The 11,061-nt window shown below is 69.3% G+C and carries 12 protein-coding genes and 1 tRNA gene; 4 read left to right on the top strand and 9 right to left on the bottom strand.

Going from position 1 to position 11,061, the window contains the following annotated elements; genetic code table 11:
• Positions 1 to 726 (top strand): YfbK domain-containing protein (locus VGD44_RS16465; protein WP_331089039.1); only part of this gene is annotated, 726 nt, incomplete at its 5' end.
• Positions 727 to 733: 7 nt separating this feature from the next.
• On the opposite strand, the gene VGD44_RS16460 is transcribed toward VGD44_RS16465, so the two are convergent.
• From VGD44_RS16460 to VGD44_RS16435, 6 genes are read right to left on the bottom strand one after another with little or no spacing between them, the layout of a single operon-like run.
• Positions 734 to 1,345, bottom strand: coding sequence for a hypothetical protein (locus VGD44_RS16460; RefSeq protein WP_331089037.1), 612 nt, complete (start codon positions 1,343 to 1,345; stop codon positions 734 to 736).
• The gene (locus VGD44_RS16455) at positions 1,346 to 2,014 is read right to left on the bottom strand and encodes a Fe2+-dependent dioxygenase (protein WP_331089035.1); all 669 of its coding nucleotides are present in this window, start codon (positions 2,012 to 2,014) and stop codon (positions 1,346 to 1,348) included.
• Between the two features lie 9 nt (positions 2,015 to 2,023).
• A complete protein-coding gene (locus VGD44_RS16450; RefSeq protein ID WP_331089033.1) occupies positions 2,024 to 2,491 on the bottom strand; it encodes an NUDIX domain-containing protein in 468 nt (155 codons plus the stop codon).
• The gene (locus VGD44_RS16445; RefSeq protein WP_331089031.1) at positions 2,491 to 4,584 is read right to left on the bottom strand and encodes a prolyl oligopeptidase family serine peptidase; all 2,094 of its coding nucleotides are present in this window, start codon (positions 4,582 to 4,584) and stop codon (positions 2,491 to 2,493) included. Before VGD44_RS16445 ends, VGD44_RS16450 begins: the two co-directional genes overlap by 1 nt.
• Positions 4,585 to 4,643: 59 nt before the next feature.
• Positions 4,644 to 4,805 (bottom strand): hypothetical protein, encoded by a 162-nt coding sequence (locus tag VGD44_RS16440; protein WP_331089029.1) that lies wholly within the window; start codon positions 4,803 to 4,805, stop codon positions 4,644 to 4,646.
• Positions 4,806 to 4,852: 47 nt separating this feature from the next.
• The gene (locus tag VGD44_RS16435) at positions 4,853 to 5,839 is read right to left on the bottom strand and encodes a helix-turn-helix transcriptional regulator (RefSeq protein ID WP_331089027.1); all 987 of its coding nucleotides are present in this window, start codon (positions 5,837 to 5,839) and stop codon (positions 4,853 to 4,855) included.
• 77 nt (positions 5,840 to 5,916) lie between these two features.
• Between VGD44_RS16435 and VGD44_RS16430 the strand changes: the two genes are divergently transcribed.
• Positions 5,917 to 6,216 carry a hypothetical protein gene (locus tag VGD44_RS16430; RefSeq protein WP_331089025.1) on the top strand — a complete coding sequence of 100 codons (300 nt, stop codon included), beginning with the start codon at positions 5,917 to 5,919 and terminating at the stop codon, positions 6,214 to 6,216.
• A 106-nt stretch (positions 6,217 to 6,322) separates the two neighbouring features.
• Here VGD44_RS16430 and VGD44_RS16425 read toward each other — a convergent pair whose 3' ends face one another.
• Together VGD44_RS16425 and VGD44_RS16420 are read right to left on the bottom strand one after the other, a co-directional pair.
• Positions 6,323 to 6,682, bottom strand: a complete 360-nt coding sequence (locus tag VGD44_RS16425) for a DUF6285 domain-containing protein (protein WP_331089023.1) — start codon at positions 6,680 to 6,682, stop codon at positions 6,323 to 6,325.
• The gene (locus VGD44_RS16420; RefSeq protein WP_331089021.1) at positions 6,679 to 7,674 is read right to left on the bottom strand and encodes a phosphotransferase family protein; all 996 of its coding nucleotides are present in this window, start codon (positions 7,672 to 7,674) and stop codon (positions 6,679 to 6,681) included. Before VGD44_RS16420 ends, VGD44_RS16425 begins: the two co-directional genes overlap by 4 nt.
• Positions 7,675 to 7,791: 117 nt before the next feature.
• On the opposite strand from VGD44_RS16420, the gene VGD44_RS16415 reads away from it, so the two are divergent.
• The gene (locus tag VGD44_RS16415; protein ID WP_331089019.1) at positions 7,792 to 9,153 is read left to right on the top strand and encodes an acyl-CoA dehydrogenase family protein; all 1,362 of its coding nucleotides are present in this window, start codon (positions 7,792 to 7,794) and stop codon (positions 9,151 to 9,153) included.
• Between the two features lie 24 nt (positions 9,154 to 9,177).
• Here VGD44_RS16415 and VGD44_RS16410 read toward each other — a convergent pair whose 3' ends face one another.
• Positions 9,178 to 10,593 (bottom strand): Mur ligase family protein, encoded by a 1,416-nt coding sequence (locus VGD44_RS16410; protein ID WP_331089017.1) that lies wholly within the window; start codon positions 10,591 to 10,593, stop codon positions 9,178 to 9,180.
• A gap of 389 nt (positions 10,594 to 10,982) precedes the next feature.
• Here VGD44_RS16410 and VGD44_RS16405 point away from each other — a divergent pair.
• Positions 10,983 to 11,058: transfer RNA gene (locus tag VGD44_RS16405), tRNA-Asn, on the top strand.
• Positions 11,059 to 11,061: the final 3 nt, after the last annotated feature.

The following is an 11,061-nucleotide window of genomic DNA, read 5'->3' as shown; positions in this document are numbered from 1 at the left end:
GACAAGCGCAAGGACGGGGTCTATCTGTCGGTCTACGGCTTCGGCCGCGGCAACTACAACGACACCATGATGCAGGCCCTGGCGCAGAACGGGAACGGGACCGCCGCCTACGTCGACAGCCTACAGGAGGCCCGCAAGCTGTTCCGGACCGACTTCACCAAGTCGCTGTTCACCATCGCCGACGACGTGAAGGTGCAGATCGAGTTCAACCCGACCCAGGTCTCGGAGTACCGGCTGATCGGCTACGAGACGCGGCTCCTGAACCGCGAGGACTTCAACAACGACCAGGTGGACGCGGGCGAGGTCGGCGCGGGCGCCTCGGTGACGGCGCTCTACGAGATCACACCGGCCGGCGCGCCGGGCTCTTCGGATCCGCTGCGCTATGGGCGCTCATCCGCGGCGGCCGCGCCGACCGGCGAGCTGGCCTATCTCAAGATCCGTTACAAGCTGCCGGGCCAAGGCAAGTCGCGCCTGATCGAGCGGCCGATCACCGTCGCCGACGCCGCGCCCAGCCTGCGCGCCGCGCCCGAGCCCACCCGCTGGGCTGTGGCGGTAGCCGGCTTTGGCCAGAAGCTGAAGCGCGACCCGCGGGTGTCGGACGGGTTCGGGTGGAACGACATCCTGACCCTCGCCCAGGCCGGCCGCGGGGCCGACCCGTTCGGCGAGCGCGCCGAGTTCGTGCAGCTGGTGCGGACGGCGGCGGCCGACACCGGCGGCGACAACTGACCAGCCGTCAGGCCGTGTTGATGCCAAGCTTGAGCGGGGTGGGCGGCGAGCCGTGCGTGGGATTGTCCAGCACATCCACGCCGATCCACCCCGCCAGTACGCGGACGATCTCGTTGGCGACTTGCTCGTTGTAGACGTAGTACGGCGTGGCTGCGTAGGCCGCCCCGTCGGCCGCGCCGCCACCCCTCAGGTGTCGCCGCCAGCAGGCGTTCTGCACCAGCAGTCCCAGGCGCGTGACGTGCGCCAGTTCGTGCAAGACGAGGTAGCACAAGCCGGGCTCGCCCAGCGCCGCGTACTCGCGGAAACCCTGCACATGGAACCGCGCCGTCGCCGAGCGCCACGCTGACGGCTTCCAGCCACTGCGGTAGTCGCTGTGCATCGCGCCCAGGCCGCCGTTGCGCGGCATCCGTGTGGTCAGGACCCAGGACGTGGCGGCGAGCTTACGGCGTGCGTCGGCCAGATCGACGCGGCCGATCGGCCGGCCATCCAGCGCGGCGATCTCCAGGTCGGCGGCATCCGTCGCCAGGGCCGTCGTGATCGCATCGACGAGGCCGCGGAATGTTCGCCAGTCCGGCGACAAGTCGTCGTGGCCCTTCGGAACCCGCGCCGAGACCGGCATCTAGCCGGCGTCGCCCCACTGGCGGTGCAGCGACGTGGCCACATGGCTGAGCCGGGTGCGCGTCTCCCAGGTCAGCCTGTCGCCCTCGGTCGCCAGGATGTGGTTGAGCTCGAACAACAGCTCGCGGCCCACCCGGTCGACCACGTCGCTCTCGATGAAGGTGATGCCGCAGAGCCGCTCGCCGCGCGTCACGGGCCGCACCTGATGGATGGTGGTCGAGGGATAGATCACCGCCGCACCCGGGCCGGGTTTGAAGTCGACCTCGCGGGTGCCCAGCCGCACCGAAAGCTCGCCGCCGTCGTAGTCCTCGGGATCGGTCAGGAAGACGGTGCACGACAGGTCGGCGCGGATCGGCCGCGCCCCGATCGGCAGGAAGGCCGCGTCGGCGTGGGCGCCGTAGTTCATGCCCGGCCGGTACAGCGACAGGGTCGGCGGCGCCATCAGCTTGGGGAACGCGAACGCCACGAAACGCGGATGGCGGCTGAGCGCGCCCCGCAGGATCTTCGAGGCCTGTTCGTGCTGCGGGTCGGCCAGGTCGCCCTGCAGGTTGTGCTTCACCTGGCTGTCGGGGTTGGTGACGCGGCCGTCGACGAACCGCAGCCGGGCCGCAAGCCCGCGCAGCTCGGACACCTCGGCAGGCGTCAGCAGGTCGGGGATCTCGCAGAACATGGCCAACGCTTAGCCGAGCGCGGCCAGCCGCGCCACGGCCTCGGCGAGGATCGGCCGCTGGCCCTTGTGGATCTTCACCGCCGCAGTCGCCGCGTCGAACCAGCCGGCGCGATCGACCTCTGGGAAGGTCTGCCGCCGGCCGGTGCGCGGCGGCCACTCGATCTCGAAGGTGTTGCTGACGATCTGGGAGACGTCGAGGTCGGTCTCGACCAGCCAGGCGCGCACCACCTTGCCCGACGCGGCCACCGGAGCCAGCGGCTCGGGATCGCCCTCGATGTCGAGGCCCAGCTCCTCGCGGAACTCGCGGCGCGCAGCGGCCCAGCCGTCCTCTTCCGCCTCCAGCAGGCCCTTGGGGATCGACCAACCCTCGGCGTCCTTCTTCGCCCAGTAGGGCCCGCCCGGATGCACCAGCAGGAACTCCGGCCCGCCCGGCCGCGAACGCCAGGCCAGCACACCTGCGCTGACCTGGCCCGCCATCAGTCCATCAGCCGCTGCATCAGGTAGGTGTATTCCAGCGCCTGGCGCATGGCCCGCTCGTTGAGGTTGGCGGCGGCCGCGTGACCGCCGTCGATGTTCTCGTAGTAGAGGTAGTCGTAGCCGTACTCCTTCAGGCGCGCGGCGGCCTTGCGGGCGTGCGCCGGGTGCACGCGGTCGTCCTTGGTGGACGTCTCGATGAACACCCGCGGATAGGGCTGGCCGGCCTTCAGGTTCTGGTACGGCGAGTAGCTCATCAGCATAGCGCGCTCTTCCGGCACCTTGGGGTCGCCGTACTCGCCAATCCATGACGAGCCGGCGCCGATGTGGTCGTAGCCGATCATGTCGAACAGCGGCACCTGGATGACCACGGCGTTGTAGAGGTCGGGCCGCTTGGTGAGCGCCACCCCCATCAGCAGGCCGCCGTTCGACCCGCCCATGATCCCCAGCTTCTTCGGGTTGGTGACCTTGCGCGCAATCAGGTCTTCCGAGACCGCGAAGAAATCGTCGTAGACCCGCATGCGGTTCAGCTTCAGGCCTGCGTTGTGCCAGCGCGGTCCGAACTCGCCGCCGCCGCGGATGTTGGCGACCACGTAGACGCCGCCCTTCTCCAGCCAGAGCTTGCCGACCGTCGCCGCATAGGCCGGCGTCTGGCTCACCAGGAAGCCGCCGTAGGCGTAGAGCAGCGTTGGATTGCTGCCGTCGAGCTTGGTGTCCTTCCCGCGGACCACGAAGTACGGAACCTTCGTGCCGTCCTTCGACGTGGCCCAGTGCTGCTCGGTGACGAACTTCGAGGCGTCGAAGCGGGCCGGCAGGGTCCGCAGCTGCGCCGGCTTGCCGCCGGCGGCGTCGGCCAGCCACTGGCTGTTGGGCGTCAGGTAGCTCGCGACGTTCAGGATCAGCCGATCGTCGGCGTCGGCCGCCGAGCCGATGGTGATGGTGGAGTCCGCGGGCAGGTCCAGTTTCTCGGACTGCCAGGCGCCGCCAGCACGGCGGTAGCTCAGGACCTGGCCCTTCACGTTGTCGAGCAGGGCCACGACCATGCGGCTCTTGGTGGTCGCCACCTGCTCCACGCTCTGGGTTTCCGTCGGCCGCAGCACGAGGCTGGGCGTCAGGGTGTCGGGCTTCCGCTTGAGCGCGGCCAGATCGAAGTCGACCAGGTCGCCCTCCTTCATGCCCTTGGCGGCCCAGTCCTCCTCGAGGCTCACGATCACTCGGCCGTCGAGATACCCCTGCACCGACGACTTCTTCGGCAGGTCGAGGCGCAGAGGCCGGTCGCCGACGAGCAGGTAGTATTCGGCGTTGAAGGTGTCCAAGGGCCGCTGGATGACCACGGCCTGCACCTTGCCGGCCCAGTCACGCAGCACGATCGACTGCACGCCGTAGCCGCCGTCGGTCTTCTGGCCGGTGAACACCTGATGCGCCGCCGAGAGCGGCTGGCCGCGCTTGAGGAGCTTGGCGATGAACGGATAGCCCGACGTGGTCACGTCGCCCTTCGCCCACTCGGTGACCAGCAGGATGGTGTCCTTGTCGATCCAGTCGAAGCGGTGCTTGCCCTCGGGCAGCTTGAAGCCGCCCTCGACGAACTTGCCCGTCTGGGTGTCGAACTCGCGGACCTCGACGGCGTCCTTGCCCCCGTTCGAGAGGCTGACCAGGCAGAGGCGGTCGTCCGGAGGCAGGCAGTCGCCGCCCTTCCAGACCCAGTTCGCGTTCTCGGCCTTGGCCAGGGCGTCGATGTCGAGAACGGTTTTCCACTCGGGATTGCCCGTCCGGTAGCTCTCGACGCTGGTCCTGCGCCAGACGCCGCGCACGTGGTCGGCGTCCTGCCAGAAGTCCCAAAGCCCGCCGTCGCCGGCGAAGGTGACGCTGGGAATGCGGTCTTTGGCGGTGGCGATCTTCAGCGCGTCGGCGTAGAGGCCGGCGTAGCGCGGGTCGTTCTGGAGCTGGGGCAGCGAGCGGGCGTTTTCCGCCTTCGCCCAGTCGAGCGCCCGGGCGCCCTCGATCTCCTCCATCCAGGTGTAGGGATCGTCCTCGGGGGCCGCGGCCCCCATCAGCAGGACTCCGGCGACGGTGGTCGCAAGGGCGGCAAGGCGCATGTGGTGGCAACTCTCGATGGCATGTTGGCCGGGACGCTATCCCGGCGCACGCCCCGGCGTCACCACCCTGAAATCGAGCGACGTTCGGCGAGCACCTGCAGCGCCAGACTGGGCCGCACGAGGAACATCCCGAGCCAGAGGATGCGGGCGGCGAAGCGCTTGAGCCGGCGACCGGGGCGGTACTCGGCTTCGTAGAGCTGGGCGTAATCGAGCGCGGTCATCGGGGGGTCTCTCTCCGTTGATGGGGAGACCCTGAGACTAGGGTACGTCAGATTCGGACGTGGGTCCGCATGGCGACGTCGAGTTCGCTGCGCAGCATGTCCTTGAGCGCCTGGGGCGCCACCACCTCCGCCTTGTCCTGCCAGGTGAAGAGGTGCCAGGCCAGTTCGCGCATGCCGCTTGAGCGGAAGCGGACGATGACGCCGCCGTCCGGCAGCTCTTCCAGCTTCTGGCGGGCGTGGAACCGCCACCGGCGGGCGTCGTCCGCGCCATGCGGCAGGATCCGCAGCACCACATCGTGGATGTCGTCCTGATAGATGCCGAAGCTCTCGTCGGCGTAGGCCTGCAGCGAGAATTCCTCGGGCTTGCCGCCGGGCCGGCCGGTGATCTCCACCTCCTGGATGCGGTCGAGGCGCCAGTTGCGGGGCCCGGTGCCGGCGTCCAGCTCCTCGGCGACGAGGTAGTTCGAACGGCCGAACAGGATGCCATAGGGCGTGACCTCGCGCGTGCGGCCGGGCGCCGAGCCGCCCTCGTAGCGGAAGCGCAGGGTCGACAGCGCCTTCAACGCCTCGCGAACGGCCGCCAGGACCCGCTCGTCCTCGAACGGGCGCGGACCCGCCTGCACGGCCACGGCCTCGGCCTGCAGCAGGGCCTCCAGGTCGGGCGCCAGCCGCCGCCGCGCCGCCGCGCGCGTGGCCGAGAGCACCTTCTGCTCCAGCGAGCGCAGCGCCGCCGCCCGCGCGGCGGAGCCCTGGCGGTCCATCGACTCGGCCGCGGCCGACAGCGCCGTCATCTCCTCCACGGTCGGCGCCTGGAAGAGGCCGTCGAGGCCGGAGGGTATTCGGAAGCGCTTACTGACCCCTTCCTCGACCTCCTCCATCGCCGGGAAGAGGTCGGCCACGGCGTCGCGCATGCGCTCGGCGGTGCGGCGGCCGACACCCATGCGCTCGGCCATCTCGTCGAGGGTCAGTCCCTCCGCGCTGGCGGCCATCATCCGGGCCAGCTCCAGCAGGCGCGCGCCTTTTTCGTGTCGCATGGATAACCTGCGTCCGATTCTGTCGTATCTATCAGACAAAACCAGAACCATCGCAACCCCGCAAGGAGTTCTGACCGATGGCCAGCCACTTCCAACCCCGCCGCCGCCGCAGCCCGTTCAGCCCGCGGCCGATCCAGGCCCCGCAGCCCCTCCGCCTGCCGCCCCCGCCGGCCGCCGTCGTCGACGCAGTGCTGCGCTACCACGACGTGGCGCTCGACCAGGGTGGCCAGCGCACCCTGCTCCGCCTCTCCGACCGCCGCCTGCACGAGCCGGAAGTCGAGGCGGCCCTGGGCGCCTACGCCGACCGCGCCGGCCGCGTCGCCATCCTCTGGAACGAGCGCGAGAGCGAGATCATCCGGGTGCTGGAGGCGGCGTGATGGCGAGCGAGTTCCCGACCCACCTCTACCGCCAGGTCGTCCGCGCGCTGCGTAACGGCGCAGCGCCGGCCCCCCTGCCTTCCGCGCGACCCACCACCCGCCCGGCCTAGAGGCTGCCTTCGGGCTTGTAGCTCGGCTGGTCGATGGCGAGCTGATTCTTCGCCATGACCGTCAGGGCCGCGAGCAGGCCAGGACTCTCGACCGTGAGCTCGCCGGCGCGGATGCGGGCGCACAGCTCGCTGTTGAGCTCTTCGTAGGTCCCGGTACGGCCCAGCACCTCCCCCATGCGGGCCACGGCCTCGGCGTCGGCGGCGGGCCCGACGGTCAGCTCGCGATATACGGTCGCCATCGCATTGGCCGCCACCCGGGCCAGGAAGGCGTTTCGGGGGTCGAGCGTGGGGCGGATCTCGTCGATCCAGAGGCGGACGGATTCAACCAGCTCTTCGGTGCGGGGATGGGTGATCATAGGCCTTCCTCCAGCAGCACGACCAGGTCGGCCTCGGTCTCGGACACGCGTCGGCCGATCATCGGGCGCTCCACGGACTTCGTGATCCCGTCGCGCCAGCTCAGGTACATGCCGAGGCACATGACGCCCCAGCGCAGCGAGCCCAGCATCTGCCAGAACCGCACCCGCGGCAGGTCGATCGCGCGGCCGCCGGCCGAGGCGTAGCCGGCCAGCAGGTCGGCGTACTCTCCGAAGCCGCCCACCGGCCGGTCGGGCCGGCCGAAGCGCCAGGAGTTGGTGCAGATCCAGCCCATGTCCTCCGCCGGATCGCCCAGGTGCGCGAGCTCCCAGTCGAGCACGGCGGCGACGCCCTTCTCCGGATCGAACATGATGTTCCCGTTCCGGAAGTCGCCATGCAGCAGCACCGGCTCCACCGGGTCGGGGATGTGCTGCCTGAGGTAGTGGAACGCCAGTTCCAGGATCGGCCGCTCGGCCCCGGTGGCGCGGTAGACCTCCTCGTAACGGTCGAGCTCCTCGCGCCCGTTCACGGACTTCAGCTTCAGTCCGGCGGGCGGCGCGGTCTTGTGGATCGCCACCAGCGACTCCCCGCACTGCCGCGCCAGCACCGGGCGCACCGCGTCGAAGCGGGCGTCGGAGGTGATCTTGCGGCCCAGGGTTTCGCCGTCCACGCGGACCATCACATAGGCCTCGCCCAGTCCGTCCTCGTCGTCGCAGACGTGGCGTACGATCGGCACCCGCGCGCCATTCGCGCCCGTCGCGCGGATCAGCGCCGCTTCGGTCGCCAGGCTGATCGAGCGGGCGGCCTCCTCGTCGAACGGCGCGCTGCGTCGGCGCAGGATCAGTCGCTCGGACCCGTCCCTGCCCTCGAACCCGAAGGCCCAGGTTTCCATGCTTGCGCCGCCCGAAAGCCGCTGCGCTTCCGTGATCGCCGCGCCTGCGCCTCCCAGTCTCTCGGCGAGCTTCTGGAGGCCCGCTCGAACATCAACTTCCATGACCCGGCGGAACCTCTCGGCTGGTCTAGACTGCCCTTGATCTGGCGGGCTTGGGATGCGGTTGTAAACCGGTCCCCCAGCGTCAAGCCCGCCCAAGAACTGTTGGGAGAAACGGCCATGGACTTCGACATTCCCCAGGACATCCAGGACTACCTGGACGAGCTCGATCGGTTCATCGACGACAAGATCATGCCGCTGCAGCACGCGGACGATAACGACCGCTTCTTCGACCACCGCCGCGAGCACGCACGCACCGACTGGGACAACGACGGCCTGCCCCGCAAGGAGTGGGAGGAACTGCTCGCCAAGTGCCGCAAGCTGGCCGACGAGGCGGGCCACCTGCGCTACGCCTGGCCCAAGGAGATGGGGGGCAAGGGCGGCAGCCAGCTCGCCATGGCGATCATCCGCGAGCACCTGGCGGCCAAGGGCCTGGGCCTCTTCAACGACCTGCAGACCGAGCACTCGATCGTCGGCAACAACCCGTTCGTCCTGATGTTCAAGGAGTTCGCCACCAACGCCCAGTACGAGCGCGACGCCGACAAGCTGCTGGGCGGCAAGATGCGCACGGGGTTCGGCCTGACCGAACCGAACCACGGGTCGGACGCCACCTGGATGGAGACCCGCGCGGTACCGCACGAGAAGGACGGCAAGCCCGGCTGGCTGATCAACGGCGAAAAAATGTGGACGACGGGCATGCACGTCGCCTCGCATGTGATGGTTTTTGCTCGGACTTCGGGCAAGGACGGCGACGCCGTCGGGATCACCTGCTTCATCGTCCCGGCGGACTCGCCCGGCGTGAAGGTCGAAGAGTACATGTGGACCTTCAACATGCCGACGGACCACCCGCGGGTGAGCTTCACCAACGTCTGGATCCCAGAGGACAGCTATTGGGGCCAGATCGATCGGGGGCTGGGAATCGGTCAGAGCTTCGTGCACCAGAACCGGATCCGGCAGGCGGCCTCGAGCCTGGGCGCGGCGCAGTTCTGCATCAACGAGAGCGTCAAGTACGCGCGCACCCGCAAGCCGTTCGGCAAGGCGCTGGCCGAGAACCAGGCGATCCAGTGGCCGCTGGTCGAGCTGCAGACCCAGTGCGAGATGCTGCGCCTCTTGATCCGCAAGACCGCCTGGCAGATGGACCGGATGGAGCACAAGGAGATCGAGAAGACGATCTCGGACAAGGTCTCGATGTGTAACTACTGGGCCAACCGGCTGGTCTGCGAGGCCGCCGACCGGGCGATGCAGGTGCACGGCGGCATCGGCTATTCGCGCCACAAGCCGTTCGAGCACATCTTCCGCCACCACCGCCGCTACCGGATCACCGAGGGCTCGGAGGAGATCCAGATGCGTAAGGTGGCCGCCTACCTGTTCGGCTACCTCGGACCCAAGCGCGCCGAGTTCAAGGAGCTGAACGACGCGGAGAAGGCCGCGAAGGACAGCTACGTCCAGCCGATCCCGGCGCACCACAACGCCTCGCGCTGAGGCCGGGAGGGTTAGCCGCGGCGGCTAGGCCGCGGCTTCCTTCGCGCGGTAGAGGTCGTCGAAGACCGGCGGCAGGCTGTCGGGCAGGCCCAGCAGCGGGCCCGACGACAGCAGCAGCACGACCTCGTCGCCGGCCAGGCGGCCAAGAGCGGTGGTGGCCGCCTCGGCGGTCTCGACGCCTTCGACCGGCACGCCGGTCGCGCCCACGCGGGCCAGGATCTCGGCGAAGCCGGACTGCAGATGGGAGTCCGCACCGTGGGTCGGCGGCGGGATGACCAGCACCTTCGCCACCCCTTCGAACACCGTGTCGTACCAGGGCAGCGCGTCGCGGTTGCGCCACGAGAAGGTGTGCGGCTCGAACACCACGGTCAGCGGCCGGTGCGGATAGTGCAGCAGCATGGCCTCGATGGCCGAGCGGGCCTTCTCGTACGACGAGCCGAAGCCCTCGATCACCGGCACGGCCGAAGTCTTGGTGAGCCGGTCCAGCCGCCGGCGGATGCCGCCGAAGCTCTCGACGGCGCGGGCCAACCGGGCCTCGTCGACCAGCCCGCGCTCGAGCAGGTAGGCGCAGACGCCGACGATGTTCTCGACATTGTGCTCGCCCAGCAGCGTGGTCGCGAGCGCCAGGCGCCGGCCGCCGGGCCCGACGAGCGTGAACCGGGTCGTCTCGCCGTAGACGATGTCTTGCGGATACCAGCCCTCGCAGGGCTCGGTGTCGTACCAGACGATGCGCGCGGCGGCCTCGCCGGCGATGGCGCGGATGGCCGGGTCCTCCCGGGCGACCAGCAGGCCCTCGGCCGGCAACAGGCGCATGAGCTCGCCGAACGGCTTCACGTAGTCTTCGAAGGTCGGGAAGACGTTGACGTGGTCGTGGATCAGCGACGTCAGCAGCACGTCGCGCGGATGGTAGAGCACGAATTTCGAGCGTCGGTCGGTCGGGCCCACGATGTACTCGTCGCCCTCCAGGATCACCTCGGGCGCAGTCCCCCAGTGGCCGGTGTCGGGCAGCGAAGGCGAGATGGCGCCGATCATCCAGCCGGCGTCGACGCCGCTGGCGCGCAGCACGTGGGCGAGCAGGGCCGTGCAGGTCGACTTGCCGAACGACCCGGCGACCACCGTGTTGCGCCGAAGCGCTGTGGCCTCTCCGATCAGCTCGGGGAAGGTGGTGACGCGCACGCTGCGCCGGCGCGCCGCCTGCACCTCGACGTTGCCCTCCCCGCCCAGCTTGGCGCTGGCGCCCAGGACGAGCAGGTCGAGATCGTCGGCGAGGTTGGCCGCATCGAACCGCCAGAAGACCGGGAAGCCCAGGCCCTCGACGTAGGTGGACATGGGCGGGAACGCGCCCTCGTCCGAGCCGGTGATCGTATGTCCCGCCTCGCGCATCATCAGCGCCGCCGCGGCCATGCCCGCGCCCGCGATGCCGGTGAAATGGATGCGCATCGTCCCTCGTCTCAAAGAGCTGAGTGCGGGTTTCGACCGATTGTCCGCCGCCGTAAAGACCCGCGCGACAATGGGAAGCTTGGCGGCCGCTCGGACGTTGAAGATCAACCTTGGCCGTATGCTTTCACAAAAGTTGCCGAACGGCGTCGCGAGTTAACCCTGGCTTAACCAGCGCATCTGACTCTCGACACGTCTTCTTCGAAGACACCCCACCATCACCGACTTTGTTCAGCCCGGCGTCCGCGCCGGGCTTTTTTCGGGCGCCGCTCCGCTGGAGCGGCAGCGCCCGGACGCCCTACGCGGGACCGACACGGGTAGGCTGCGACACGTTTCCTCGGCGCTTGCGCGAGCCCGCGACGCGGCGTATACGCCCGCCCTCTTCGGTGTGATCCCCGATAGCTCAGTTGGTAGAGCAGCCGGCTGTTAACCGGCTTGTCGCAGGTTCGAGTCCTGCTCGGGGAGCCATCC

This window comes from Phenylobacterium sp., from assembly GCF_036402295.1.
Lineage (GTDB): Bacteria > Pseudomonadota > Alphaproteobacteria > Caulobacterales > Caulobacteraceae > Phenylobacterium.
This window is presented reverse-complemented; position numbering and strand designations above follow the sequence as displayed.